At 72.9% G+C, this 26,003-nt stretch carries 19 protein-coding genes; 6 read left to right on the top strand and 13 right to left on the bottom strand.

Going from position 1 to position 26,003, the window contains the following annotated elements; genetic code table 11:
• Positions 1-95: 95 nt before the first annotated feature.
• Positions 96-1,646, bottom strand: a complete 1,551-nt coding sequence (locus ACFRIC_RS39405; protein WP_382796559.1) for an acyl-CoA synthetase — start codon at positions 1,644-1,646, stop codon at positions 96-98.
• Positions 1,643-2,755: an NAD(P)H-dependent flavin oxidoreductase gene (locus tag ACFRIC_RS39400; RefSeq protein WP_382796558.1), complete on the bottom strand. Its 1,113-nt coding sequence runs from the start codon at positions 2,753-2,755 to the stop codon at positions 1,643-1,645. Before ACFRIC_RS39400 ends, ACFRIC_RS39405 begins: the two co-directional genes overlap by 4 nt.
• Before the next feature lie 172 nt (positions 2,756-2,927).
• On the opposite strand from ACFRIC_RS39400, the gene ACFRIC_RS39395 reads away from it, so the two are divergent.
• Positions 2,928-4,733: a serine hydrolase gene (locus ACFRIC_RS39395; RefSeq protein WP_382796556.1), complete on the top strand. Its 1,806-nt coding sequence runs from the start codon at positions 2,928-2,930 to the stop codon at positions 4,731-4,733.
• Between the two features lie 72 nt (positions 4,734-4,805).
• Here ACFRIC_RS39395 and ACFRIC_RS39390 read toward each other — a convergent pair whose 3' ends face one another.
• The 8 genes from ACFRIC_RS39390 to ACFRIC_RS39355 all read right to left on the bottom strand — a co-directional run bounded on the left by ACFRIC_RS39390 (position 4,806) and on the right by ACFRIC_RS39355 (position 16,430).
• Positions 4,806-6,371: a phytoene desaturase family protein gene (locus ACFRIC_RS39390; protein ID WP_382796554.1), complete on the bottom strand. Its 1,566-nt coding sequence runs from the start codon at positions 6,369-6,371 to the stop codon at positions 4,806-4,808.
• 76 nt (positions 6,372-6,447) lie between these two features.
• Entirely contained in the window at positions 6,448-7,593 is a 1,146-nt protein-coding gene (locus ACFRIC_RS39385) for an RNA polymerase sigma factor (RefSeq protein WP_382796552.1), read from the bottom strand.
• 8 nt (positions 7,594-7,601) lie between these two features.
• Complete coding sequence (locus tag ACFRIC_RS39380) at positions 7,602-8,009, bottom strand: YciI family protein (protein ID WP_382796654.1); 408 nt, start codon at positions 8,007-8,009, stop codon at positions 7,602-7,604.
• Positions 8,010-8,273: 264 nt separating this feature from the next.
• Positions 8,274-10,553: a tetratricopeptide repeat protein gene (locus ACFRIC_RS39375; RefSeq protein ID WP_382796551.1), complete on the bottom strand. Its 2,280-nt coding sequence runs from the start codon at positions 10,551-10,553 to the stop codon at positions 8,274-8,276.
• A gap of 348 nt (positions 10,554-10,901) precedes the next feature.
• On the bottom strand, positions 10,902-12,614 hold the full coding sequence (locus ACFRIC_RS39370) for an aldehyde dehydrogenase family protein (protein ID WP_382796549.1): 1,713 nt from the start codon (positions 12,612-12,614) through the stop codon (positions 10,902-10,904).
• Positions 12,615-13,090: 476 nt separating this feature from the next.
• Complete coding sequence (locus ACFRIC_RS39365; RefSeq protein ID WP_382796547.1) at positions 13,091-14,449, bottom strand: MFS transporter; 1,359 nt, start codon at positions 14,447-14,449, stop codon at positions 13,091-13,093.
• Between the two features lie 112 nt (positions 14,450-14,561).
• On the bottom strand, positions 14,562-15,437 hold the full coding sequence (locus ACFRIC_RS39360) for a TauD/TfdA dioxygenase family protein (protein ID WP_382796653.1): 876 nt from the start codon (positions 15,435-15,437) through the stop codon (positions 14,562-14,564).
• Positions 15,438-15,827: 390 nt separating this feature from the next.
• Positions 15,828-16,430: a TetR/AcrR family transcriptional regulator gene (locus ACFRIC_RS39355; RefSeq protein ID WP_382796545.1), complete on the bottom strand. Its 603-nt coding sequence runs from the start codon at positions 16,428-16,430 to the stop codon at positions 15,828-15,830.
• A gap of 100 nt (positions 16,431-16,530) precedes the next feature.
• On the opposite strand from ACFRIC_RS39355, the gene ACFRIC_RS39350 reads away from it, so the two are divergent.
• From ACFRIC_RS39350 to ACFRIC_RS39335, 4 genes are all read left to right on the top strand, one after another.
• Positions 16,531-17,184, top strand: a complete 654-nt coding sequence (locus ACFRIC_RS39350) for a TetR/AcrR family transcriptional regulator (RefSeq protein ID WP_382796543.1) — start codon at positions 16,531-16,533, stop codon at positions 17,182-17,184.
• A complete protein-coding gene (locus ACFRIC_RS39345; protein WP_382796542.1) occupies positions 17,181-18,839 on the top strand; it encodes an acyl-CoA dehydrogenase family protein in 1,659 nt (552 codons plus the stop codon). The genes ACFRIC_RS39350 and ACFRIC_RS39345 overlap by 4 nt, the downstream gene beginning before the upstream one ends.
• Positions 18,840-18,896: 57 nt before the next feature.
• The gene (locus tag ACFRIC_RS39340) at positions 18,897-19,592 is read left to right on the top strand and encodes a hypothetical protein (protein ID WP_382796540.1); all 696 of its coding nucleotides are present in this window, start codon (positions 18,897-18,899) and stop codon (positions 19,590-19,592) included.
• Between the two features lie 314 nt (positions 19,593-19,906).
• Positions 19,907-20,566 (top strand): DUF4389 domain-containing protein, encoded by a 660-nt coding sequence (locus tag ACFRIC_RS39335; RefSeq protein ID WP_382796539.1) that lies wholly within the window; start codon positions 19,907-19,909, stop codon positions 20,564-20,566.
• Here ACFRIC_RS39335 and ACFRIC_RS39330 read toward each other — a convergent pair.
• Both ACFRIC_RS39330 and ACFRIC_RS39325 read right to left on the bottom strand, forming a co-directional pair.
• Entirely contained in the window at positions 20,548-21,708 is a 1,161-nt protein-coding gene (locus tag ACFRIC_RS39330) for an NAD-dependent formate dehydrogenase (protein ID WP_382796537.1), read from the bottom strand. The genes ACFRIC_RS39335 and ACFRIC_RS39330 overlap by 19 nt on opposite strands.
• A gap of 102 nt (positions 21,709-21,810) precedes the next feature.
• Positions 21,811-22,749 carry a LysR family transcriptional regulator gene (locus ACFRIC_RS39325; protein ID WP_382796535.1) on the bottom strand — a complete coding sequence of 313 codons (939 nt, stop codon included), beginning with the start codon at positions 22,747-22,749 and terminating at the stop codon, positions 21,811-21,813.
• A gap of 447 nt (positions 22,750-23,196) precedes the next feature.
• Here ACFRIC_RS39325 and ACFRIC_RS39320 point away from each other — a divergent pair, with 447 nt between their 5' ends.
• Entirely contained in the window at positions 23,197-25,167 is a 1,971-nt protein-coding gene (locus ACFRIC_RS39320) for a potassium transporter Kup (RefSeq protein ID WP_382796534.1), read from the top strand.
• Between the two features lie 82 nt (positions 25,168-25,249).
• Here ACFRIC_RS39320 and ACFRIC_RS39315 read toward each other — a convergent pair.
• The coding region (locus ACFRIC_RS39315) for an MFS transporter (RefSeq protein ID WP_382796532.1) at positions 25,250-26,003 on the bottom strand (754 nt) is incomplete at its 5' end.

The raw sequence follows: 26,003 nt of genomic DNA, 5'->3' as shown, positions 1-26,003 counted from the left end.
CGGGGGGCGGGCGCGCCGCCGGGGCGGGCGGCGGGGGGGGGGGGGGGGCGCGGCGGGGGGGGGGGGGCCCGCCCCCCCCCCCCCCCGCGGCCGGGTCACATCGTGCGGTCGCGGCCCTCCCAGTAGGGGTCGCGGAGCCGTCGCTTGTACAGCTTTCCGTTGGGGTCGCGGGGCATGGCGGCGATGAAGTCGACGCTCTTGGGCCGTTTGTAGCCGGCGAGCCGTCGCTCGCAGTGGGCGAGGATGTCGGCGGCCAGCGCCGCTCCGGCCTCGTGTCCGGGCGCGGCCTCGACCACGGCCTTGACCTCCTCGCCCCAGTCGTCGTGCGGGATGCCGAAGGCGGCCGCGTCGGCGACGGCGGGGTGGGAGAGCAGCGCGGCCTCGATCTCGGCCGGGTAGATGTTGACGCCGCCCGAGATGATCATGTCGATCTTGCGGTCGCGGAGGAAGAGGTAGCCGTCCTCGTCGAGCAGGCCGAGGTCGCCGACGGTGAAGAAGTCGCCGATGCGGTTCTTGCGGGTCTTGGTCTCGTCCTTGTGGTACGAGAATCCGCCGGTGCTCATCTTCATGTAGACGGTGCCGAGTTCACCGGGCGGCAGCCGGTTGCCGTCGTCGTCGAAGACGGCCAGTTCGCTGATGGGCCAGGCCTTGCCGACGGTGCCGGGCTTCTTCAGCCAGTCCTGGGCGGTCGCGAACGCGCCGCCGCCCTCGCTGGCCGCGTAGTACTCCTCGACGCACTCCCCCCACCAGGCGATCATGGCCCGTTTCACATGGTCGGGGCACGGGGCCGCGCCGTGGATGGCGTGCCGCATGGAGGTGACGTCGTAGCGGGCCCTGACCTCGTCGGGGAGGGCCAGCAGCCGGTGGAACTGGGTCGGCACCATGTGGGTGTGGGTGCACCCGTGGGCGTCGATGACGCGCAGCATCTCCTCGGGCGTCCACTTGTCCATGAGCACCAGCCGGTGGCCGATGTGCAGGGACGCGCCCGCGAACTGGAGGACCGCGGTGTGGTAGAGCGGCGAGCAGACGAGGTGCACGTTGCCGTCGAAGGGCCGGATGCCGAAGATGGCGAGGAAGCCGCCGAGGTACGACTCCTCGGGGAGCTTGCCGGGCAGCGGGCGCCGGATGCCGCGCGGGCGGCCGGTGGTGCCCGAGGTGTAGTTCATGACCCAGCCGAGGGTGCGGTCGGCGGGTGCGGAGCCGGGCTGTCCGTCGAGGAGTTCGGTGTACGGCCGGAAGCCCTCGATCTCGCCCACGGCGTACCGCCGCTCCGGGGGGAGCTTCGCCTCGTCGGCGGCGCCCCGGGCGGCGTCGGCGAACCGTTCGTGGGCGATGAGGACCTTGGCCCCGGAGTCGGAGACGATCCAGGCGATCTCCGGGCCGACGAAGTGGTGGTTGACCGGGACGAGGTACAGGCCCGCCTGCGAGGCGGCGAGGTAGGCGACGAGGAACTCGACGCCGTTGGGCAAGACGACCGCGAATGAGTCGCCGCGTCCGAGGCCGGCGGCGCGCAGTCCGTGGACGAGGCGGTTGGCCGCCTCGTGCAGCCGCCCGGCGGTCCACTCCTCGCCGGCGGGGGTGATCAGGACGACGTGTCCGGGGTCGGCGGCGGCCTGGGCCCAGAAGCCGTTGGGTGCTGTGGTCATGCTCGTTCCCCCCTGCCCGCGATGCGGTTGATGCGGTCGACGGCTCGCTCGAAGCCCCGGGTCAGGTCGTCGAAGACCTCCTGGACGGAGCGTTCGCTGTTCATCCGGCCCACGATCTGCCCGACCGGCGTGCCGAGCAGCGGCTCCACCTCGTACTTCTGGATGCGGGAGACGGCGTCGGCGACCAGGAGCCCCTGGAGCGGCATGGGGAGCGTGCCGGGCCCGTCCGGGTCGTCCCAGGCGTCGGTCCACTCGGTGCGCAACTGGCGGGCGGGCTTGCCGGTCAGGGCGCGGGAGCGGACGGTGTCACCGGAGCCGGCCGCGAGCAGTTTTCGGGTGACGGCCGGGGAGTGCATGTCGGCCTCCGTCACGGTCAGCCAGACCGAGCCGAGCCACACGCCCTGGGCGCCGAGACTGAGTGCGGCGGCCACCTGCTCTCCGCTGCCGATGCCGCCCGCCGCCAGGACGGGCAACGGGCCCACGGCGTCGACGACTTCGGGGGTGAGGACCATCGAGGCGATCTCCCCGGTGTGCCCGCCCGCCTCGTAGCCCTGGGCGACGACGATGTCGATGCCGGCCTCGGCGTGCTTGCGCGCGTGCCGGGCGCTGCCCGCGAGGGCCGCGACGAGCACGCCCCGGTCGTGGGCGCGCCGGACGACGTCGGCGGGCGGTGAGCCCAGCGCGTTGGCCAGGAGTCTGATCGGGTAGTCGAAGGCGACGTCGAGCTGGCCGCGGGCGACCTGTTCCATCCAGCCGGTGATGCGCCAGCCGGAGGCCTCGCCCTCGGCGAGTTCGGGGACGCCGTACTTGGCGAGGGTGTCCGCGACGAACCGGCGGTGCCCTTCCGGGATCATCGCCTCGACGTCGGCCTCGCTGACGCCCTCGACCTTCCTGGCGGGCATGACGACGTCCAGGCCGTAGGGACGGCCGTCGACGTTCGCCTCGATCCAGTCGAGGTCGCGTTCCAGGTCGGTGGGGGCGGTGTAGCGGACCGCGCCGAGCACACCGAACCCGCCCGCACGGCTGATGGCCGCGGCGACGGCGGGAAACGGCGTGAAGCCGAAAATGGCGTGCTCGACTCCCAGTTCCTTGCTCAGCTCCGTCTGCATGGGCGCAGGATGCCGCAGACGTCCGGACGAGGGAAGGCCTTTTCTGATACTCCGTCAGATATCCGGACGCCCATCCGGGAGGGTTGACACGCCCGCCCGTGACGGGAAAGTTTCACTCGGCACGGCAGACCCGGAAAGATACTTTCAGGCGACGCGAGCGAGAGGCTACCCGATGACCGAAGGCGTCCAGGGCCCGGCGAACGGCGGGCAGGACAGAGCAGGCGGCGGGCTGACCCGCCGTCAGTGGGGCAGAGGCGTACTGGCGGTGGGCGGGGCACTGGCACTCGCCCCCTTCCCCGCGGGACCGGCGGCGGCCTCGGCGGGGGCGGGCCACCGCACACTGAGGCACGGCACTCCTGGGCAGGCCGGACTGCTCGCCGGCCATCTGCGCCAACTCGTGGCGGACGCCCAGGCGTTCCTCGGCCCCTCACCCCGACACCCGTGGTACGCGGGCGCCGTCCTGCTCGCGGGCCGGGGCGGCACCGTCGCCCTGCACGAGCCGATCGGCATGGCCGTGCGCTACGCGGCGTACGACGAGAAGACCGACACCGGCGTCGAGTTCCCCGCCGAACAGCAGATCCCGGTGTCCGCGGACACGGTCTACGACCTCGCCTCCGTGTCCAAGCTGTTCACCTCCATCCTCGCGGTGCAGCAACTGGAGCGCGACACGCTGGAACTGGAGGCCCCCGTCGCCTCGTACCTCCCGGAGTTCGCGGGCGGCGGCAAGCAGGACGTGACCATCCGTCAACTGCTCACGCACACCTCCGGGTTCCGCTCCTGGATCCCGCTGTACAAGGCGCCGACGCGCGAGGGCAAGCTCCAGCTCATCTGGGACGAGAAGCCCGCCACCGCGCCCGGCACCGCGTACCTGTACTCCGACCTGAACCTGATCTCGCTCCAGCTCGTCCTGGAGAGGATCACCGGCCGAACCCTCGACACCCTGCTGCGCGAGGAGATCACCGGCCCCCTCGGCATGGACCGCACCCGCTACAACCCGCCCGCCTCCTGGAAGCCGGGGATCGCCGCCACCGAGGACGCGCGGCTCCCGTGGTCGGGACTGGACCGCGGGCTCGTGTGGGGCGAGGTCCACGACGAGAACGCGTACTCCCTGGGCGGGGTCGCCGGTCACGCCGGGGTCTTCTCCAGCGCCTGGGACCTGGCGGTCCTCGGGCGCACCCTCCTGAACGGCGGCGCGTACGGCAAGGCGCGCATCCTGCGGCCGGAGTCGGTGGACCTGATGTTCACCGACTACAACACCGCGTTCCCCGGCGACGAGCACGGCCTCGGGTTCGAGCTCTACCAGCACTGGTACATGGGCGCCATGGCGACACCGCGCACCGCGGGGCACACCGGTTTCACCGGCACCTCGCTCGTCCTGGACCCGACGACCGACTCCTTCCTGATCGTCCTCGGCAACTCGGTCCACCCCGTGCGCACATGGCGATCCGGATCCGCTCCCCGGGTCGCCGCCGGCGACAACCTCGCCCGCGCCGTCGCGGTGCGTCCGGCGCACGGCCGTACCTCCTGGTTCTCCGGAATCGCGAGCGCGACCACGGCGACCCTCGCCCTTCCCGCGCTCGACACCACCACCGCTCCCGCCCGTCTTCGCTGCGCGCTGTGGTGGGACACCGAACCCGGCTCTGACGCGCTGTTCCTGGAAGCCTCCACCGACGGCGGCTCGACCTGGCAACCGGTCCCCTTCACCACCCGGCGGCGGACCGAGGACCCGCAGGACCATCCGGCGGGCACCGCCACCGGCTGGTCGGGCCGCGCCTGGCACCGGCTCGACGCCGACCTGCCGAGCGCACCGGCGCTCACCCTGCGCTGGCGGTACACGACCGACCGGCTGTACGTCGGCCGCGGCGCGTACGTCGGCGAACTGCGCGTCGAGTGCGGCGACCACACCCTCTTCGACGCGTCCCGCCCGGCGGACGCCGGACGGATCACGGCGGCGGGATGGGTGCCGTCCGAGGACTGACGGGACTGACGGCAGGACGGGGCGCACCCACACCGTACGGCGGTGCGCCCCTCCCGGCGACGGACCTTGGGCCTAGCCCTCCTGGCCCAGGGACTCCAGTACGGCCTTGGCCGCGTTGTGGCCCGGCACTCCGCTCACCCCGCCGCCGCGCACCGCGCCCGCCCCGCACAGCATCACGTTGGCGTGCCGGGTCTCCACGCCCCAGCGGCCCGTGTCCTCCTGGGCGTAGGGGAAGGCGAGGTCGCGGTGGAAGATGTTGCCGCCCGGCAGCCGCAGGTCCCGCTCCAGGTCCAGCGGGGTCTTCGCCTCGATGCAGGGCCGGCCGTCGGCGTCGGTGGCCAGGCAGTCGGTGAGCGGTTCGGCGAGGTGAGCGTCGAGCTGCGCCAGGGTCGACTTCAGCAGTTCGTCGCGTACGGCGTCGTTGTCCCGCTCGAAGAGCCGGGCGGGCGTGTGGAGGCCGAAGAGCGTGAGGGTCTGGTAGCCCCGCTCGACGAGGTCCCGGCCGAGGATGCTGGGGTCGGTGAGCGAGTGGCAGTAGATCTCGGAGGGCGGGGCGGCGGGCAGCTCACCGGCCGCGGCCTGCGCGTGGGCGGTCGCCAGTTGCTCGTACCCCTCCGCGATGTGGAAGGTGCCGGAGAACGCCTCGCGCGGGTCGACGGAGGTGTCGCGGAGCCTCGGCAGCCGCTTGAGCAGCATGTTCACCTTGAGCTGCGCGCCCTCCGCCGCGGCCGGCGGCTCGTCTCCCGTGAGGTGGGCGAGCTCCTGCGGCGAGGCGTTCACCAGGACGTGCCGGGCCGCGACGACGCCTTCGCCGTCGGCCGTCCGGTAGGTGATCTCGGCGGACTTCCCGTCCGTCTCGATCCGCAGCACCTCGTGGCCGGTCTCGATCACCGCGCCCGCCGCGCGCGCCGCGCCGGTGATCGCGTCGGTGAGGGCGCCCATTCCCCCGACGGGCACGTCCCAGGCGCCGGTGCCGCCGCCGATCACGTGGTAGAGGAAGCAGCGGTTCTGCCGCAGCGAGGGGTCGTGGGCGTCGGCGAACGTGCCGATGAGCGCGTCGGTGAGCACGACACCGCGCACGAGGTCGTCGGCGAAGTACTCCTCGACGGCCGTGCCGACCGGTTCCTCGAAGAGGATCCTCCAGGCGTCCTCGTCGTCCACCCGCGCCCTCAACTCCTCGCGGGTGGGCAGCGGTTCGGTGAGCGTCGGGAACACCCGCCGGGCGACGCGGCCGGTCATCCCGTAGAAGCGCTGCCACGCCTCGTACTCGCGCTCGGACCCGGTCAGCCTGGCGAACGCCTCGCGGGTGCGCCGCTCTCCGCCCCCGACGAGCAGCCCGGTGGGCCGTCCGTCGCGTTCCACGGGGGTGTACGAGGAGACGGTCCGGCCCCGGACCCGGAAGTCGAGGCCCAGGTCCCGCACGATCTTCCGGGGCAGCAGGCTCACCAGGTACGAGTAGCGCGACAGCCGGGCGTCGACCCCGGCGAACGGCCGGGTGGAGACGGCCGCTCCCCCGGTGTTCCCCAGGCGCTCCAGCACCAGCACGGACCGTCCGGCGCGTGCCAGATAAGCGGCGGCGACCAGTCCGTTGTGGCCTCCGCCGACGATCACGACGTCATGTCCCTCGTGTACAGGCATGCCTCTTCGTAGCACGTGATGATCTACGGCGGCCAGGGGTGCGCGGCAAGCGGCGGCACCCGTACGGTTCGGTCCCTCAGCGCCTCCCACGGGTGTTCAGGCGGGCGGCCTGGCGGGTCAGATGGTCGCGTTCGGCCAGGTCGGGCGCCTTGCGCGCGGCCTCCGCGTACAGCCGTGCCGCCTTCGCCAGGTCCCCGTCGCGTTCGTGGAGGTAGGCGGCCACCGCGGTGTGGCGGGGCAGCGAGTCGTCGAGCTCCGCGAGGGCGGCGAGGCCCGCGCGCGGTCCGTCGGCCTCGCCGACGGCGACCGCGCGGTTGAGCCGGACGACGGGACTGTCGGTCAGACCCGCGAGTTCGTCGTACCACTCGACGATCTGGACCCAGTCGGTCTCCTCGGCGGTGGGGGCGTCGGCGTGCAGGGCGGCGATGGCGGCCTGGGCCTGGAACTCGCCCAGCCGGTCGCGGGCGAGGGCGGCCTGGAGGATCGCGACGCCCTCGGCGATGGCCGTGGTGTCCCACAGCCCGCGGTCCTGCTCGGCCAGCGGCACCAGGCTGCCGTCGGGCGCGGTCCGGGCGGCGCGCCGGGCGTGGTGGAGCAGCATGAGCGCGAGCAGGCCGGCCACCTCGGGGTGGTCGACCTGGGCCGCGAGCTGCCGGGTGAGCCGGATGGCCTCGGCGACGAGGTCGACGTCGCCGGAGTAGCCCTCGTTGAAGACCAGGTACAGGACGCGCAGCACGGTGGCGACGTCGCCGTGCCGGTCGAGCCGCACGCCGGACACCGTGCGCTTGGCGCGGCTGATGCGCTGCGCCATGGTCGCCTCGGGCACCAGGTAGGCCTGGGCGATCTGGCGGGTGGTGAGCCCGCCGACGGCCCTGAGGGTGAGCGCGACCGCGGACGACGGTGTCAGCAAGGGATGGGCGCACAGGAAGTAGAGCTGGAGCGTGTCGTCCACCGAGGTCGCGGGTCCGGCCGCCGGTTCCTCTTCGACGAGGTCCTCGCGCCGGCGCCGGGCGGCGTCCGCCCGGGTCGCGTCGAGGAACCGGCGCCAGGCCACGGTGACCAGCCAGCCCTTGGGGTCCCGCGGCCGGTCGGCCGGCCAGACGCGCACGGCCTCGACGAGCGCGTCCTGGACGGCGTCCTCGGCCGCCGCGAAGTCGGCTCCGCGGCGGACGAGGACGGCGAGGACGCTCGGCGTGAGGCTCCGGAGCAGAGCCTCGTCCATGGGTGAGGTCACTCCGTGACCGTGTGGTGGGCGGTCAGGAACGGGCGCACCTCGAGCCACTCGTGGATCGGCTCGCCGCCCGCGCCCGGGGCGGCCGACAGCTCTCCGGCCAGCTCGACGGCCCGCTCGTGGCTGTCGACGTCGATCACCATCCAGCCGGCGATGAGGTCCTTCGTCTCGGCGAACGGACCGTCGGTGACCGGCGGGCGGCCCTCGCCGTCGTACCGGACCCACTGGCCCTCGGGGGCGAGCGCCTGGCCGTCGACGAACTCGCCGGTCTTCTCCAGCCGGGCCGCGAAGTCGTTCATGTACTGGATGTGGGCGGTGATCTCCTCCGGCTTCCACTGGTCCATGGGTACGTCGTTGACCGCGGCCGGGGCGCCCCGGTAGTGCTTGAGAAGCAGGTACTTGGCCATCGTGATCTCCTCGGTACGGGTGCGACCCATTGTGGTCGCCTTCACTGCTGGGACGGAGCGGGCCACGGGTTCTCGACATCACCGGCCAAGATTTTTTCTCGCGCACGGCGATCGGTGGAGAAGCGCAGGTCAGCGCACCATCCGGCGGGCCACCGCAACACCGGCCGCGTCGGTCGGCGCGTCCACCGGCGGTCTCCGCAGCGCCCGGACGGGCTGTCCCCGCAGCGCCCGGACGGGCTGTCCTCGCAGCGCCCGGTCCGGCGGTCAGCGCCCCTGGGCCGCGCGCCGCTGCCGCAGCGCGGCGACCCTGCGGTACAGCTCCGCCGCTTCCCGTCCGTGCCCGAGCTGCTCCAGACAGTGCGCCTCGTCGGTGCGGCTCGCGAGGGTGTCCGGGTGGTCGGCGCCGAGCACCCGCTCGCGGGCGGCCGCGACCCGCCGGTACTCGGTGAGCGCGTCGGCCCAGCGCCCGAGCCAGCCGAGCCCGACGGCGACCTCGCGCCGGCTGACCAGGGTGTCGGGATGGTCGGGGCCGAGGGCGCGCTCGCGGATGACGCACACGTCACGGGACTCGGCGAGGGCCTCCTCCCAGCGGCCGAGGCGGCCGAGGTTCACACCGAGCCCGTGCCGGGCGCGCAGGGTCTCGGGGTGGGTGGGGCCCTGCGCCCGGGTGCGGTCGCCGACGAGCGAGCGGTACAGCTCCAGCGCCTGGGCGCTGTGGCCGAGTCTGCCCAGGCAGATGCCCACCTCGTAGCGGGCGGCGAGGGTGTCCGGATGGTCGGGGCCGAGCGCCCGCGCGCGGGCCGCGGCCACCTCCTGGTAGGTGTGCAGCGCCTCCGGCCAGCGCCCCAACTGACCGAGTGCGTAGGCGACTTCATAGCGGGTGACCAGGGTGTCGGGGTGGGCGGGGCCGAGCACCCGGGCGCGGGCCACGGCGACTTCGGCCGCCATGCGGTACGAGTCCTCCAGGCGTCCGAGTCTGCTGAGGTTGAAGGCGAGGTTGTGGCGGCAGCGCAGGGTGTCCGGGTGGTCGGGGCCCATCGCGCGCTGCCGGGCGGCGAGGACCGACGTGTAGGCCTGGTGGGCCTCGAAGTGACGCCCCAACTGGCCGAGCACATACGCCATCTCCTGTCGCGCGGCCAGGGTGTCGGGGTGGTCGACGCCGAGCACCCGCTCTCTGGCCTGGGCGACACGCGCGTACTCGCCGAGTGCCTCACCGGGGCGCCCGGTGCGGCTGAGGGTGAAGCCGACCTCGTACCGGCTGGCGAGCGTGTCCGGGTGGTCGGGCCCGAGCAGTCGCTCCCGTTCGGCGGCGACCGACCGGTGGATCTCGCCCGCCTCGGCCCACCGGCCGAGCCGGCCGAGGCTCAGGCCCGCGTTGTGCCGCCCGACCAGGGCGGTGATCGCCTCCGCCGCGGGGTCCGGTCCTTCGCCGCTTCTGGGGAGGGGCGGGACCGCGGCGGAGGGGCGGGTGGTCCAGGCTCCGGTGAGACCGGCGGACGCGTCGGGCGGGGTGGCGCGCCATCCCGCGCCGGTGGCCTTGTGGCCGGTCGTCATGCCCTGGGTCCAGGACGGCAGCCGGGGTGCGCGGGAGGGCGGCAGCTCGGGCCGGGCCGGGAACCGCGGTGTGGCGGAGTTCCGTTCGGCCCCGGGGTGCGGCGGGGCCGGGGCGACCACGGTCGGCACGTACAGGGGCGCGGTGCGCCCGGCGGTGATGCGGCGGGCGAGTTCACTTGCGTCCTGCGGGCGCTGTTCGGGCCGTTTCGCGAGCAGGTCGAGGATGATCCGCTCCAGGTACTCGGGGAGGTCGGAGCGGTGGCCGCGCGGCGGCTCGGGCACCGTGTCGCGGTGGCCGACGAGGATGGCCCAGGCGTCGCCGAGGTCGAACGGCGGGGCTCCGGTGGCGATCTCGTAGAGCACGCAGCCGAAGGAGTAGAGGTCGCTGCGCTGGTCGACCTCCGCTCCGCTGATCTGTTCCGGCGACATGTAGTGCGGGGTGCCCATCGCGACGCCGGTGCCGGTGAGCCGTGAGGTGAACCCGATGTCGTGGCCGAGGCGGGCGATGCCGAAGTCGCAGATCTTCACCGTGCCGTCGGTCAGCCGCATGATGTTCGCCGGCTTCAGGTCGCGGTGCACGATGCTCTGCTGGTGGGTGTACGCGAGCGCGGCGGTCACCTGGTCGGCGATGTCGACGATGTCGTCGATCGCGAGCGGGTGGGGCCGGTTGTCCTCGAGGAGCTGGCCGAGGTTGTGCCCCTCCAGCAGTTCCATCACCAGGTAGAGCACCCCGTCGGACTCTCCGAAGTCGTGGACGACGGTCACTCCGCGGTGCTGGAGGGACGCGGCGACCCTGGCCTCGCGCCGGAACCGTTCGCGCAGGACACGGGCGAAGGACGGATCGTGGTGCGGGCCGAGCGGCTTGAGGCACTTGACGGCCACCTGGCGGCCCAGGGATTCGTCCCGCGCCCGCCACACCTCGCCCATGCCGCCGCGCCCGATCGGATCGAGGAGCCGGTACCGGCCCTGGATCAGCCTGCTCTCCGCCATCTCCTGTGATCGCCCCCGTCATGCTCGGCCCCGAGCCCACCCCTGGCCTCGTCCAGTATGACGAGCGGTCAGCCGACTTTGTACGGCGTCGAAGGCGAGCCGGGGCCGAGCCGTGACACGGTCGGGAGAATGTCTCCGGCCGTACGTCGCCGACGCGGCCGTACGGGAACACAGCGCGCCGTGGTGCCCATGACACCCGGCGTCGGCTCATGGCGATGGGCGCCCGGTGCGGGGCTGCCGCGCGGCGCGTGGGCGCACGACGACAGGACAGGGCGCGCGGAACCGGCGCGCACGCCTCCCTGAGGGCGTGCGCGCCGGGTGAGGCCGGGGTTCCGCGGGGCCGGACGCTCAGCCCCGCAGGGCCGACAGGAAGATGCCGGGCAGGGCGGACATCCTGCGCCTCGCGGCGTAGGCGGTGAGCCTGCGCATCGTCGTGCGGCCCGTGCGGTTGGTGACGTAGTACGGCGGCCGGGGCGAGAGGGAGGGCGACCCGGTGAACAGGCCGCGTGGCGCGGGCGCGAAGGGTGCCCGCAGGACGGTCTTCTCCACGTCCTCCAGCATGAAGGCGTTGTGCACGAATCCGATGCCGCTGCCGATGTCCTGCCGCGTGTGCCCCGGGAACGCGCCCCAGGGCGTGTAGCCGAGCAGAAACCCGAACGCCGACCAGCAATTGACGCCGATCGTGCCGTAACGCAGCGCGGAGAGCGCCTCGTTCACGGCGGTCCGGTGTGCGCGTTCCGTGCGGGGATGGACCAGCACGGTCGCGCCGAGCGTGCCCGGAAGCCGGGTGTCGGCGAACTCCACGGCCGCCCGCAGGAATGCGGCCGGGTCCTCGCCGGGCAGCCGGACCACGCCCAGGGCGCTGGCGAACACCTCGTCGGTGAGCATCGGGTCGTCCGGGTCGGTGATGTCGGGCACGAGGAGGCGGCAGGCTCCGTCGCCGAGCGCCTCGGCCTCCCCATGGGCCCGGGCCACCGCGTCCAGGCGGTCGGCCGCGCCGGGATAGTAGTCGCTGCGGGACGGCAGGGCGCGCAGCAGTCGGCGGATCTCGGCGAGCAGCCGTTCGGTGCCGTCCCAGTCGCGCGGCACGAGAAGGATCTGGGTGGCGACGCAGTTGTGACCGGAGTTGTTCATCTTGCTGGTCACGATGTGTTCGGCCTGGTAGCGGAGGTCGGCCGCGCTCCACGGCCCCGGCACGACGATGCAGGGGCTCACACCGCCCAGTTCGCTCGTGAGGGGCTTGTCGATCCGGGGCGCGTTCTCCCTGCGGCGCTCGTCGGCCTGTTCGTCCGTGCCCCAGACGATGGCGTCGTGGGTGCGTTCGCTGCCGGTGACGTGGATGGCGTCGACGTGGTCGTGAGCGGTGAGGTAGGCGCCCGCCTCCGCTCCCCCGTCGACGAACCTGACCCAGCCGCGGTCCACGAACTCCTCGAAGACCTTCTCGAAGTGGGGCCGGAGGTAGCCGTTGACCGGGTTCATCTTGGCGAGGACGACCTGCCCCTCCGCGTACAGCTTGTGCAGGACGTCGAGCGGCGTGATCGCCGATACGTTCCCCGCGCCGAGCACCAGCCCGACGGCCGGGCCGGGCGCGGCTCCCCGGTACGGCCCGGCGGCACGCTCCCGTACCTGCTCGGGCGTCGTCCCCGGCCGGGTCCACACCTGTGCCGAGAAGCCGTTGAGCAGGAGACGGTCCCCGGCGGTGGCCGGGAACACGTCGACCACGGTCCGGCCGTCCCGGTCACGGACGGCCCGGGCGGGAAACGGTTCCTTGCCGGCCGCGATCCTGCGCAGGACGTGGAGGTGGGCGCCCACGGTCTGGGCGAGCGCCCAGGGCGCGGACACCCAGTCCTCGGCGGCCCAACCCGCCGTCGCGTCATAGCCCTTGGCGCGGGCCGCGTCGGCGACCATGGCGGACGCGGTGGCGTCGATCCGCGGAAGCATGCGCTCCAGCAGGCCGATCCGCTGCGCCAGCGGGGTGGCGGTCCAGCTCCCGGCGTTCGCGCGCAGGTCGGCGAGCGCGCGGTGGAGGGAGACGGTGTCGAGGGCCGGGGCGGTGGTCAAGGGGCAACTCCTGCGGTGTGGGGCGTGGTTGGGGGGAGAGAGGGAGGGCCGGAGCGGGGCGGTGGTGGGGCGTGCCTGGGATTGGGGGTCGGGGCGGGACCGGGGGTGGGGGGCGCCTGGGACCGGGGGTGGGGGGCGCCTGGGACCGGGGGTGCGGATGGCGCAGGGCCGGGGGTGGGGCCGGCGCGGGACCAGGGGTGGGGCCGGCGCGGGACCCGCGTAAGGCCTTCACGGGACCCGTGATGAGTGCCTTCACGGGACCCGTGGTGAAGGTCTTCACGGGACCCGTGGGGGGCCCACTGGGACCCGTGGTGGGCCCTGCGTGGACCGGTGGCGGGGCGGGGCACGGGGTGCGACCAGCCGACGGACCGGGAATGCGACCAGCGGGCGGGACAGGCGGGCGGGACCAGGGCGCGACCAGCGGACGAGACCAAGGGCGGACCGGTGGCGGGGCCGGTGAGGCCTCGGCTTCGAGGTCAGGTGTCCAGCCGGGCGATGTCCCGCTGCGGGTCGACCATCAGGAAGGAGGCGGCGGCACCGAGGGTGAGCAGCAGCCCGGAGACCAGGACAGCGCTTTGGTATCCGCCGACGCCCCGGGCGTCGACCAGGGCTCCGACGACCGCGGGCGCGGCGAGTCCCGCCGCGGTGACCACGGCATTCATCGTGCCCAGGGCGCCGCCCCCGCGGGACGGCGGGGCGAGTTCGGCGACGGTGGTCGCGGCGATCGTCGGGTACGAACCGCCGAGGCCGAAGCCGAGGGCGAGCAGGACGGTCGTGGCCGTCCTGCCGTCGGCGAGCGGCAGGGCCAGACAGCAGGCGGCACCGAGGGCGAGCAGCCCGCCGCCCACCCATCCACGGGCGCGGCGGCTGCCGATCCCGCGCCGCATCAGCCACCCGGTGACGGCCGCCTGGCCCAGCAGCGCGAGCGCCCCGACGAGCCAGGGGGCGATCACGACGGTGCCCGCCGCGTCCGCCGAGTATCCGAGGGCGTTGCGCAGATAGGAGGGCAGCCAGACGAGCATCAGGGCCACGCACCAGTAGCTCGTGAAGTAGGCGAGGGTGATGCCGATCCAGGTACGGCTGGCGAAGATCTTCCGGTACGGAACGTCCGCCCGCGTCGTCACCGGCCGGACGACGGCCGCTTCCGTACCGGCTTCCGTTCCGGCGCCCGCACCGGCGTCCGTACCGGCCTCCGTACCGGATTCCGTGCCGACGGAGTGTCCGCCGTCGGCGCCGAGTGCGGCCCAGGCCACGGCCCACACCAGTCCCGCGGCGGCGAGCACCCACAGGGCGGCCCGCCATCCGTGGTGCTGGATCACCCAGGACAGTCCGGGCGCGGAGACGATCACGCCGAGGGTGACGCCCAGGGTGACCAGCGCGCCAGGGAGGTTGCGCCGCTCGTCGGGGAACCACGACAGAGTGGCCTTCTGCGCCACGGGGAACGCGGGCCCTTCCGCCGCGCCGAGGAACATCCGCGAGGCGACGAGGACGGCGAGGCCGCCCCCGAATGCGGCCGGCACCTGGGCCACCGACCACAGGACGGCCATCACGAGGATGAGCGTCTTGGTGGACAGCCGGTCGGCCGCGAGTCCGACGACCACGGCGGCCACGGAGAAGAGCAGGAAGAACGCGCTGTTGGCGAGCCCGAACTGAGTGGCGCTCAGGTCGAGGTCGGCGCGGATCTCGTCGGCGGCCAGGCCCAGCACGGACTTGTCCGCGAAGTTGACCATCATGAAGACGACGAGCAGCGCGGTCACCGTCCAGGCGCGGGTGCCGCCGCCGGTGGCCGGGGAGGTCCCGGCCGACGGCCGGTGCACGGTGGGTACCGTGGTCATGGTTGCTCCTGTCGGAGAGGGACGACGGCCTTGCGCTGCAGGCCCGTCGGAGTGGTGCGGGCCGGACCGAATCGGATCGGCCCGGCCCGGATCGGGCCGAGCCGGGCCGGGTTCAGGACAGCGGGACGCCCGCGATGGCGATGCGCTCCATGACGCGACGCCGCGGGTAGTAGTCGTTGATCGCGTAGTGCTGGGTGGCGATGTTGTCCCAGACGGCGATCGAGTCGGGCTCCCAGTGGAAGCGGACCTGGTACTCGGGGATGCGCGCCTGGAGCACCAGGCTGTCGAGGAGTTCGCGGCTCTCCGCGTCCGTCAGGCCCTGGATGCGGGTGGTGAAGGGCTCGTTGACGTACAGGGTCCGGCGGCCGCTGCGCGGGTGGCGCACCGCCACGGGGTGCTCGGCGCGCGGCCACAGTGCGCGGAAGGCGGCCTTCTGCTCGTCGTTCATGAGCGCGCCCCAACTGGGTTCCCAGTCGTGGACGGCGGTGAGGTGCTCGATGCGCTCCTTCAAGTCGTCGGGCAGGTTGTCGTAGGCGGCGGCCATGTCCGCCCACAGGGTGTCGCCGCCCGCGGCGGGGACCTCGACGGCGCGCAGCACGGAGCCGAGTGCCGGGTTGGCCATGAAGGAGTGGTCGCTGTGCCAGATGTTCTTGTTGCCGGCGGCCTTCGCGTCCTTGGCGAGGCGGGAGACACCGGCGGTCTCGGTCTTCGGGAAGAAGGGGTTGGGCTCCGGGGAGCCCCACACGGCGGAGAGCGCGAGCTGGTGTTCGGCGGTGAAGCCGGTCTGGTCGCGGAAGAAGATCACCTTCCACTCCAGCAGCGCCTGCCGCAGCTCCTCGGCGAGCTCGTCGTCGATCGGGCGGGTCAGGTCGACTCCGCCGAGCACGGCACCGAAGTGCGGGGTGAGCGGGGCGATCTCCAGGCGCTGATAGGCGGCGGGCTCGGCACCGGGGGCGAGCCGTTCCAGGACGCGGCTTCCGTAGTGCATGAGCGGCTTGTCCAGGACGGGCTTCGGGCGCTCGACGGCACTGGTCACGACAGGGTGCACGGGGGTTCCTCCCAACGGCGAACCAAATACGTAACCGGCAGTATCGATATTGAGCGACGGCGGGGCAAGGGGGTACGGCGGGTGGATTTCACCGGGGCGAGGTACGGGCCGGCAGCCGAGCCGCGTACGGGCGGAGCCCGTCACGTACGGGCGAACCGGTCGCCGCATGGACCGGTAACCGGTCGGCACACGGATCGGTAGCGGGTCTGCACTGGGCCGGTAGCGGGTCTGCACAGGGCCGGTAGCGGGTCCGCACACGAACCGGTGGCCGGTCACGTACCGACGGGTCGGCTGCGGCTCCCCGGAGAAGCCGAGGTCAGCCGTCCGGCGTCAGGGCCGGACGGCCACCGCTCGGGCGATCATGTCCACCATCGAGTCGACGAGCGCCCGGTCCGGCAGCCGCAGTTCCCCGATCATCCGGAAGACCAGCGAGGCCGCGACCAGGGTCGAGGCGTCCGTCAGGTCGACGTCGGGACGCACCTCGCCGCGGGCGACACCGCGCTCCAGCAGGTTCCGGGTCTGGCTCATGACCCGTGCCGTGTAGGCGCGGTAGGCGGCGGGCTCGGCGCCCGCCTCGGCGGAGGCGCCGATCACCCCGGCGAGCAGGCGCGCGACACCGGGCTGCCGGTACGCCTCCATGCGCGCCGTCAGGACGGCCCGCAGCTCGGCACGGAAGTCACCCATGTCCGGAACGCTCAGCGACCCGATCCGCGACTCGGCGGCGGCGATGACGAGGTCCTGCTTGGTGGGCCAGCGCCGGTACATCGCCGGCTTGCTGACCCCGGCCCGGGCCGCGACGGCGTCCATGGTCAGCGCGCCCATGCCGCTCTCCGTGACCAGCTCCACGACGGCGTCCAGCACCGCCGCGGTGACGTGCTCCTGCCGCGGCCGTCCCGGCCCCCGCCGTGCGCCCTCCACCCGCTGTTCCGCCATGCCGCGACCCTAGTCGACGCGCCCGGACCGGTTCCCCCTGCGCCCCTCGGGGGCCGGGCGGGCTCTGGCGTGAAGCTCTGAATGGTGGTTCACTTCTTTCATGGCGTACCGCAAGACCCCTTCCGAGATCCGCCGGCTGGAAGCGGCCCGAGAGAACCTGATCGCCTGCGCCACCGCGGTCGTCGCCGAGGTGGGCTGGGCCCAGACGTCGGTGACCGCGGTGGCCGACTCGGCGGGCATCTCGGCCGGCTCGGTGTACCAGCACTTCCCGTCCAAGGCGGCTCTCGCCGTGGAGGTGTTCCGGCGTGCCGCGGGCCGCGAGGTGGAGGTGCTCGGCGAGGTCCTGGACGGCGAGGGCGACCCCGTCGAACGGCTCGCCCGGGGGATCGAGGTGTTCGCGCGCCGGGCCCTGGAGAACCGCGGCCTGGCCTACGCCCTGCTCGCCGCCCCGGCCGAGGCCGCGGTGGGCGCCGAGCGCCTCGCATTCCGGCGCCGCTACCGCGCGTTGTTCGCCGAGGTGGTGCGCCAGGGCATGGCGGCGGGCCTGCTGCCCGCTCAGAACGGCGAGATCACCGCCGCGGCGCTCACCGGCGCGATCGGGGAGGTGCTCGTGGACCCGCTCGGCGCCCCGGCCGAGCGGACACCGGACGAACTCCTCGCGGAAATCACCGAGATGGCCCTGCGGTGCGCGGGCGCCGCTCCCTGCTCGTCCCCGCCCCTCCCCGCCGACCGCACACCGGAGGTTCCCGCATGACCGCGACCACCACGGCGCACAGTCACCCCACCGCCGTGACCCACGAAGTCACCAACCAGGCACCGCCGTTGACGGGTCACGACGCCGCGGCCGACCCCGTGCTGCTCGAAGGCGTGAACCGCGAGGGCGCTTCCTGGCACCTCGACGAGCTCCACCGGTTCGGCCGGTACGTGGGCAGCGCGGAGGCGCAGACCTGGGCGGACCAGGCCAACCGTCACGAGCCGGAACTGCGTACCCACGACCGCTACGGCCATCGCGTGGACGAGGTCGACTTCCACCCCGCGTACCACGCGCTCATGGACGCCTCGGTGAGCGCGGGCCTCGCGGGCGCCGCCTGGGCGGACGACCGCCCCGGCGCCCATGTCGCGCGGGCGGCGGGCTTCATGCTGGCCACGATGCTGGAGCCGGGCCATCTGTGCCCCGTCTCCATGACGTACGCGGTGGTGCCCGCCCTGCGTCACTCCCCCGAACTCGCCAAGGTCTACGAGCCCCTGCTGACCAGCCGTGTCTACGAAGCCGGACTGCGCACCCCGGCCGAGAAGCCCGGCCTGCTCGCCGGGATGGGCATGACCGAGAAGCAGGGCGGCAGCGACGTACGCGCCAACACCACCACCGCGACCGAGCGGAGTGACGGGACCTGGCGGCTGCGCGGCCACAAGTGGTTCACCAGCGCCCCGATGAACGACCTGTTCCTCGTCCTGGCGCAGGCGCCCGGCGGGCTCTCCTGCTTCCTCGTCCCGCGCGTACTGCCCGACGGCAGCCGCAACACGTTCCGTGTCCAGCGACTCAAGGACAAGCTCGGCAACCGTTCCAACGCCAGCAGCGAGCCCGAGTTCGACGACACCGTGGCCTGGCTCGTCGGCCCCGAGGGCAAGGGCGTGCGCACCATCATCGAGATGGTGACCATGACGCGCCTGGACTGTGCGCTCGGCTCCGCCGCCGGTACCCGCGCGGCCCTCGCCCAGGCCGCCCATCACGCGCGTCACCGCTCCGCGTTCGGCGCGAAGCTGATCGACCAGCCGCTCATGCGCAACGTCCTCGCCGATCTGGCACTGGAGTCGGAGGCGGCCACCACGCTCGCCCTGCGGCTGGCCGGCGCCGCGGACCGGGCCCAGCGCGGGGACGCCGGGGAGCGCGCCTTCCTGCGCCTGGCCACGGCCGTCGGCAAGTACTGGGTGTGCAAGCGCCAGCCCGCCGCGGTCGCCGAAGCCCTCGAATGCCTGGGCGGCAACGGCTACGACGAGGCGTCCGGCATGCCCCGCCTGTACCGCGAGGCCCCGCTCAACAGCATCTGGGAGGGCTCGGGCAACGTCAGCGCCCTCGACATGCTGCGCGCCCTCACGCGTGAGCCCGACTCGCTGGAGGCGTTCCACGCGGAGATCGAGCAGGCGACCGGCACCGACCCCCGGTTCGACGCCGCCTGGCGGGAGTTGCGGGGCGAGCTCGTCCTGACGGAGGACGCGCCCCTGCGCGCCCGCCGGGTCGCCGAACGCGCCGCCCTCGTCCTCCAGGCCTCCCTGCTCATCCGCCACGCACCACCCGCGGTGTCCGACGCCTTCTGCGCCTCCCGCCTGGCCGGCGACCGGGGCCTGGCCTTCGGCACCCTGCCCCCGGGCACGGATTTCGCGGGGGTACTGGAACGCCTTCCCGCCTGACGGCGCCATCCTGCGCCGCCGGGCAACGGGGGCTCCAGAAATGCCATCTGACCCGATATGGCGACGACACCTGACCCCTCCACCGGCTCGACCGGGCGGGCCCGCGCGCTCGGTCTCGTCGTAGGGGCGTGCCTGGCGGCGAGCGCGTGCGGTTTCACGGGCGGCTCCGCCCGGCCGTCCGCGGTGCCGTCCGGCGGGCCCGGCCGGCCGTCCGCGCCCGGCTACCAGCAGGCGTACGACGCCGGATTCACCAGGGGCGAGCGGCTGTTCACGGACGGCGGCAAGGGCTCCGCGGTACGGGAGGTGAACGGTGGGTGTGTCCGGCGCTCCCTCACCGCGAAGCCCACGGCGGTGGTGGACCTCGACCGGGGAGCATGGGTTCTGGGCTGCAAACAGGGCAGCGCGAACAGCGTCCCCCACCCCCCGAGCGGTCCCGTGACCCGGCGTGAACCCGACCCGGACCTGCTCCACCGCTTCGGGAGCTGGGCGCGGCAGAACGAGGCCGCGGACTCCGCCCACCAGCTCACCGAGGTCACGCTGGTCCACCTCGACGGCGACGCCTACGACGTCGAGCTCACCACCACGTACACCGCCGGAGCCGAGGGACCGGGCGTGCACGGCCTGGCCCGTGACTTCGCGCGCTGGTGGGACGGCGACGACGGTGACGGAACCGCCTGGAATGTCGTCGTCGCCGACAGCGACGGGCAACGCCTCGCCGCCCGCGCCCTGCACGCCCGCGACACATCGTCGTGACCGACGCACTGCGCAGCCGTTCCGAGCCCCTCGCGCACCACAAACCCCCGGCCTGCACTTGCTCACCAGGGCCGGCCGCCCAATGCTGGACCTGAGGACTGCACCCGGGCGGACCGCCCGGGTGAGCCGGGCATGGCAGGCGGCCCGCGTATGCTCCGCCGCCTGTCCGGGTGACTGCGCCCCGAACCGCCGACCGCGTCGTAGGTCAGGCGCCCCTGCCGTCCCCCGCTGCCCTCGCGACATCGGGCGGCAGCGTCCAGGCTGGTCATGAGCCCCCTCGGCCACTCCTCGCCGAGGTGAAGGAGCTGATCACCATGACGAACCTGGCGGGAATCCCGCAGCGCCCGGTCCGGGTGAACGCGCGTGTCGACTCGCCACTGTCCCGATGGCTGTGGCTCGTGAAGTGGATCCTCGCCATTCCGCACTACGTGGTGCTGTTCTTCCTCTGGATCGCCTTCACCGTGGTGACCGTGATCGCGTTCTTCGCCATCCTGTTCACCGAGCGCTACCCCCGCGGCTTGTTCGACTTCAACCTGGGCGTGCTGCGCTGGAGTTGGCGGGTCTCGTACTACTCGTACGACGCCCTGGGCACCGACCGGTACCCGCCGTTCAGCCTGGGCGAGGAACCGGACTACCCGGCACGGCTGGACATCGCCTACCCCGAGCGGCTCTCCCGCGGCCTGGTCCTGGTCAAGTGGTGGCTCCTGGCCATCCCGCAGTACGTGATCATCGGCTTCTTCCTCGGCGGCGCCCAGTTCGGATGGTGGTCCGGCGGGCTGATCGGCGTGCTGACGATCATCGCGGCCGTGATCCTGGCCTTCACCGAGAAATACCCGCGGGACCTGTTCGCCCTGATCATCGGCCTCAACCGGTGGGTCCTGCGGGTCACCGCCTACGTCACCCTGATGACGGACGCCTACCCGCCGTTCCGCCTGGACCAGGGCGGCTCCGAGGATCAGTTCGTGACGGAGTAGGAGTGCGCGCCGGTTCCGGCCAACCCGCCGCCGTCGGCGATCAGGTACTCGTCGCGGATCGGGCGGCCCGCGAACCAGGACTCCAGGATCTCGCGGGTGCCCGCGGCGTACCGGGCCTGCGCGGACAGCGACGAGCCCGAGATGTGCGGGGTCATGCCGTGGTGCGGCATGGTCCGCCAGGGGTGGTCGGCAGGGGCCGGCTGCGGGTACCAGACGTCGCCCGCGTAGCCCGCCAACCGCCCGCTGCGCAGCGCGCGGTCCACGGCGTCCCGGTCGACGATCTTCGCCCGGGCGGTGTTGATGAGGTACGCGCCGCGCTTCATCGTCGCCAGCAGGTCGTCACCGAAGAGGCCTTCGGTCTCGGGGTGCAGGGGGGCGTTGATCGTGACGACGTCACAGTGCGGGACCATCTCTGCGGCCGAGGCGTGGAAGACGAGCCCCAGTTCGCGTTCGGTCTTCTCCGGGAGCCGGTGCCGGTCGGTGTAGTGCAGCTTCACGTCGAACGGGGCGAGACGGCGCAGGACCGCGAGGCCGATGCGTCCGGCGGCGACCGTCCCGACGTGCATGCCCTCCAGGTCGTACGAACGGGCCACGCAGTCGGCGATGTTCCAGCCGCCGTCGAGGACGACCTGGTGGGACGGCAGGTAGTTGCGGACCAGGGAGAGCGTCGTCATCACCACGTGTTCGGCGACGCTGATGCTGTTGCAGTACGTCACTTCGGCGACCGTCACCCCGTGCGCGATCGCGGCGTCGAGGTCGACATGGTCGGAGCCGATGCCCGCGGTGACGGCCAGTTTCAGGTTCTTCGCGACGGCGATCCGCTCCGCGGTCAGGTAGGCCGGCCAGAACGGCTGGGAGATCACCACATCCGCGTCCGGCAGCTCCCGCTCGAAGACCGAGCCGTCGCCGTCCTTGTCGGAGGTGACGACGAGGGTGTGCCCCGCCTTCTCCAGGTAGGCGCGCAGGCCGAGTTCGCCCGAGACGCTGCCGAGCAGATGGCCGGGCGTGAAGTCGATCGCCTCGGGGGCCGGGGTGGTCTGGCCGCCGGGGTAGTGGTCGATGGCGGGGAGGTCGTCGCGGGCGTACGTCGTCGGGTATCCGTCGGAGGGGTCGTCGTACAGGACGCAGAGCACCTTGGCCATGTCTCGGCTCCTCAACTGGCTTTGCGGGAAGGTGCCGTTCACGATCCTCGGAGTCGTTCGCGCCGGTCAAAGCGAACCTCGCTATGCGCTCATAGCCCGCCGCTATGAGTCGCGCTCGCGCAGGAAGGAGCGCAGCAGCACGTCGAGCGCGTCGCGGACGCCGGCCTCGCGCGCCACGGCGACGAGGGCCCCGGCGAGGACCGATTCGGGTTCGCTGCGCGCGACCACGAGTCCGACCCTGGGCCCGTGGGCCGGTCCGGTCAGCGGCACGACGCGCATCCCCTCCGGCACCCCGAACATGTGGAGCCACGCGTGCGAGATCACGCTGGACCAACGGCCGCCGGGGAGGTGGGCGTAGAGGCCGGCCACGCTGTCCGTCTCGATCGCGGGCGTTGCTGTGGCACCGTCGGCGGCGAAGCACTCGTCGATGATCCGGCGGTTGCGCATCCGGGGCGAGAGAAGGCACAGCGGTAGGGTCGCCGCCCGGGCCCAGCGCACCGTGTCCGAGGCGGCCAGCGGGCCGTCGCCGGGGGTGAGGAGCATGTACCGCTCCTCGTAGAGCGGGAAGCGGCGGACCTGGCGCAGGGTGTCGTCGTCCAGGTACGTCATCGCGGCGTCCAGTTCGAACTCCGCCAGACCGCGGGTGATCTCCACCGACGACAGCGACTCCAGGCTCACTCCGGCCCGCGGATGGCGCTCGCAGAACGGGGTGGTCAGCAGGGAGGCGACCGGCAGCGCGGTCGGCACCACGCCCAGCCGCAGCGTGCCGGTCAGGCCGCCGCGCAGCGCCGACAACTCCTGCCGCAGCGCGTCCTGTTCGGCCAGGATCCGGTGCGCCCAGGCCAGCACCACCTCGCCCTCGGGGGTCAGACCCTCGTACTTCCTCCTCCCCCGCCGCACGATCGGCACGTCCAGGTCGTGTTCCAGGCGCCGTATCGCGGCCGACAGCGACGGCTGCGAGACGTAGCAGGCCGCCGCGGCGCGGGCGAAGTGGCGCTCACGGGCGAGAGCGACGAGATACTCGAGCTGGCGCAACAGCATGGTCGTCCTCCCCTACGGGATCCGCCTCCGGACTTCGGGCGTGCCGACGTACAGCATCGGCCAGGCCCCGCGCCCGCCGCGGGTGAGTCCGGAAACCGGAGGAGCCGGGATGGGCGACCGCGCCCGCTACCGCGACGGTCAGTCATGGGCCGGGGTCGGTGTCCTGGGCGACCGGGCGGTTCAGCCGGACGCGCACATGCTCGGGCAGGGCGTGATGACGGCTCAGCTCGGCCCGCTGTCGCCGGTGGCCGTGGTCCGGACAGCGGCGCGGCAGGGCACGAGACGGGGCGAAGGGGACGCGTCGCACCCGCGGTCTGCGCCGGACCCACGTCGAGCGAACCGGCGTGCGCTACGAGGGATTGCGCACGTGATCGGTATCGTCGCGGCGGACGGCACCCGTCGGCACACCTCGCCCCGCGCGCGCCGGCCCGAGCTGAGGAGAACGCCATGACCCACCCCCGGAACGGGACCGCGGCGGACGACGGACCGGAATCACAGGGGCCTGGGGAGCACGGTCCGAGCGCGCGCGACACGGTGCGCCTCGCGCTGGTGATCGGTGCTCTGGGCGTCGTCTTCGGTGACATCGGGACCAGCCCGATCTACACCCTGCAGACCGTGTTCGACCCGGGCGACCCGCATCCGGTCCCCGTCACCACGGACAACGTGTACGGCGTCGTGTCCCTCGTGTTCTGGTCCGTGATGACCATCGTGACGGTCACGTATGCGCTGCTGGCGATGCGCGCCGACAACGACGGCGAGGGCGGCATCATGGCGCTCATCACGCTCGTACAGCGGTGGGGCTCGCAACGCGGCCGGCGGGTCACGGGCGTCCTGGCCGCGCTCGGCGTCTTCGGCGCTTCGCTGTTCTTCGGCGACAGCATGATCACTCCGGCGATCTCGGTGCTCTCCGCGGTCGAGGGGCTCAAGGTCGTCCAGCCCTCCTTGGAGAGCGCGGTCGTGCCGATCACCGCGGTGATCATCGTGGTGCTGTTCCTCGTCCAGCGCCGGGGGACCGCGGCGGTGGGCCGGGTCTTCGGGCCGGTCATGGTCACCTGGTTCGTGGTCATCGGCGCCTGCGGCGTGGACGGCATCATCGACCACCCGGCGATCCTCAGGGCACTGTCGCCCACGTACGCGCTGGGCTTCCTCTTCGGCCATTTCGGCACCGCCTTCTTCGCCCTCGCCGCGGTCGTGCTCTCGGTCACCGGCGCGGAGGCGCTCTACGCGGACATGGGGCACTTCGGCCGCCGGGCCATCACCCGCGGCTGGATGTTCCTCGTCTTCCCCGCGTGCGTCCTGAGCTACCTCGGCCAGGGCGCGCTGATCCTGGCGGACCACCGCAACATCAGCAGCCCGTTCTTCCTGCTCGTGCCCCACTGGGGCAGGTGGCCGATGGTCCTGCTCGCCACGGCGGCCACGGTGATCGCCTCCCAGGCGGTGATCACCGGCGCGTACTCCGTCACCTCCCAGGCCGCGAAGCTCGGTTACCTGCCGAGGCTGCGCATCGCGCACACCTCCGAGTCCACGATCGGCCAGATCTACGTTCCCTGGATCAACTGGCTGCTGATGGTCTCGGTCCTCACCCTGGTCTTCGCCTTCCGCAGTTCCACGGCCCTGGCGTTCGCGTTCGGCATGGCCGTGACGGGCACCATCACGATCACCACTCTCCTGTTCTTCTACGTCGCCCGGGCCAAGTGGGGAACGCCCAAGTGGCTGGTCGCGGTCGGCGCGAGTGTGCTGCTCTTCGTGGACCTTCTCTTCGTCGCGGCCAACCTGACGAAGCTCGTCCACGGCGCCTGGCTGCCGCTGCTGATCGGCCTCACCGTGTTCACCATCATGACCACCTGGCAGCGCGGACGCGCGATCGTCACCGCGGCACGCGTAAGGGACGAGGGGCCGCTGCCCGAGTTCATCGACCGCCTCCGCAGCGGGGAGACGTCGACGCTCCGCGTCCCGGGAACGGCCGTCTTCCTCAACCGCGGCAAGCAGACGACGCCGCTGGCCATGCGGGCCAACGTCGAGCACAACCACGTACGGCACGACCAGGTCGTGCTCCTGGCGATCGAGACGGAGCCGGTGCCCCGCGTCCCGGCGGACCAGCGGCTCGTCGTGGACGATCTCGGCTACACGGACGACGGGATCATCCACGTCACCGCACGGTTCGGCTACATGGAGACGCCGGACGTACCCAGCACCCTGGCCATGCTCGATCCGGCCCGGACCGAAGGACCGTTGCGGCTCGACCGGGCGTCCTACTTCCTGTCGACGATCGAGCTCCGCCGGGGCAAGGCACCGACGATGGCCCCCTGGCGCAAGCGGCTGTTCATCGCGACCTCGTACATCACCGCGGACGCCGCCGAGTACTTCGGCCTCCCCCGGGACCGCACGGTCATCATGGGCTCTCAGATCGACGTGTAGCGAGGAGCGCGCGAGCGAGCTCTGTCGGGACCGGAGGGGTCATGGGAGCCGCGGTCACCCTCGACGTGCCCTGCTGAGTCGGTCAACGAGAGGCGCGCGACCCTGCGGCCGACCGTACGAGGCCGACCGCGGGTACGACGGCCAGGAGGACCGCCAAGGTCGCGTAGCCGTGGTCGAGGGTGGTGAGCGTGGCGACGACGGCGACGAGCAACGGGCCGCCCGCGTCGCCGAGTTCACGGCCGAGCTCGGCGGCGCCCATGGTCTGGCCGAGCCGTTCGGCGGGGGTCGACGCGGCCAGGGCGGCGAAGCCGAGCGGGGTGATCAGGCCGGTTCCGGTGCCGATCAGGGCCGCGCCGGAGAGCAGCCCCGGAACGCCCGGAAGGGTCGCGCAGCCCAGACCGGCGGCGGCGAGCAGCAGCCCCGACCTGATCCCGCCCCGCGCGGTGACGCGCCCGGCGTCCAGGGCGCGTCCTGCCCAGGGCTGGACGACGGCGGCGCAGGCGGCGAGCACCGACACGGCCGCGCCCGTGGCGACCGTGTCCAGGCCGTCCGCCCGGCCGGTGACGGGCAGGAAGCCCACGCCGACGGACAGGGCGGCGGTCGCCGCGGCCAGCGCCGCGGTCGGGCGGAGGAAGTCCGGATGTGTGAGCCGTCTGGCCAGGTCCAGCACCGTCTGACGGACCTTCGGCAGCGGCGGCACCACGGGAACGGCGAGCGCCGCCCAGCAGGCGACGGCCGCGCCGAGCACCGCGAGGACCGTGAACAGCAGCCGCAGCCCGCCCGCCCACACGAGCACTCCGCCGAGCAGCGGGCCGAGCGTGTAGCCGACGGACTTG

The sequence above is a fragment of the Streptomyces sp. NPDC056738 genome (assembly GCF_042790435.1).
Classification (GTDB): domain Bacteria; phylum Actinomycetota; class Actinomycetes; order Streptomycetales; family Streptomycetaceae; genus Streptomyces.
The sequence above is the reverse complement of the archived record's forward strand: the minus strand, read 5'-3'. Positions and strand labels throughout refer to the sequence as shown.

Excerpts from the sequence above, each read along its gene's own strand:
- ACFRIC_RS39360 (WP_382796653.1), bottom strand. The coding sequence starts at position 15,437 with ATGCACTACGGAAGCCGCGTCCTGGAACGGCTCGCCCCCGGTGCCGAG.
- ACFRIC_RS39385 (WP_382796552.1), bottom strand. The coding sequence starts at position 7,593 with ATGGACGAGGCTCTGCTCCGGAGCCTCACGCCGAGCGTCCTCGCCGTC.
- ACFRIC_RS39340 (WP_382796540.1), top strand. The coding sequence starts at position 18,897 with ATGGCGACGACACCTGACCCCTCCACCGGCTCGACCGGGCGGGCCCGC.
- ACFRIC_RS39355 (WP_382796545.1), bottom strand. The coding sequence starts at position 16,430 with ATGGCGGAACAGCGGGTGGAGGGCGCACGGCGGGGGCCGGGACGGCCG.
- ACFRIC_RS39350 (WP_382796543.1), top strand. The coding sequence starts at position 16,531 with ATGGCGTACCGCAAGACCCCTTCCGAGATCCGCCGGCTGGAAGCGGCC.
- ACFRIC_RS39390 (WP_382796554.1), bottom strand. The coding sequence starts at position 6,371 with ATGCCTGTACACGAGGGACATGACGTCGTGATCGTCGGCGGAGGCCAC.
- ACFRIC_RS39320 (WP_382796534.1), top strand. The coding sequence starts at position 23,197 with ATGACCCACCCCCGGAACGGGACCGCGGCGGACGACGGACCGGAATCA.
- ACFRIC_RS39325 (WP_382796535.1), bottom strand. The coding sequence starts at position 22,749 with ATGCTGTTGCGCCAGCTCGAGTATCTCGTCGCTCTCGCCCGTGAGCGC.
- ACFRIC_RS39405 (WP_382796559.1), bottom strand. The coding sequence starts at position 1,646 with ATGACCACAGCACCCAACGGCTTCTGGGCCCAGGCCGCCGCCGACCCC.
- ACFRIC_RS39330 (WP_382796537.1), bottom strand. The coding sequence starts at position 21,708 with ATGGCCAAGGTGCTCTGCGTCCTGTACGACGACCCCTCCGACGGATAC.
- ACFRIC_RS39380 (WP_382796654.1), bottom strand. The coding sequence starts at position 8,009 with ATGGCCAAGTACCTGCTTCTCAAGCACTACCGGGGCGCCCCGGCCGCG.
- ACFRIC_RS39345 (WP_382796542.1), top strand. The coding sequence starts at position 17,181 with ATGACCGCGACCACCACGGCGCACAGTCACCCCACCGCCGTGACCCAC.
- ACFRIC_RS39375 (WP_382796551.1), bottom strand. The coding sequence starts at position 10,553 with ATGGCGGAGAGCAGGCTGATCCAGGGCCGGTACCGGCTCCTCGATCCG.
- ACFRIC_RS39400 (WP_382796558.1), bottom strand. The coding sequence starts at position 2,755 with ATGCAGACGGAGCTGAGCAAGGAACTGGGAGTCGAGCACGCCATTTTC.
- ACFRIC_RS39395 (WP_382796556.1), top strand. The coding sequence starts at position 2,928 with ATGACCGAAGGCGTCCAGGGCCCGGCGAACGGCGGGCAGGACAGAGCA.
- ACFRIC_RS39365 (WP_382796547.1), bottom strand. The coding sequence starts at position 14,449 with ATGACCACGGTACCCACCGTGCACCGGCCGTCGGCCGGGACCTCCCCG.
- ACFRIC_RS39335 (WP_382796539.1), top strand. The coding sequence starts at position 19,907 with ATGACGAACCTGGCGGGAATCCCGCAGCGCCCGGTCCGGGTGAACGCG.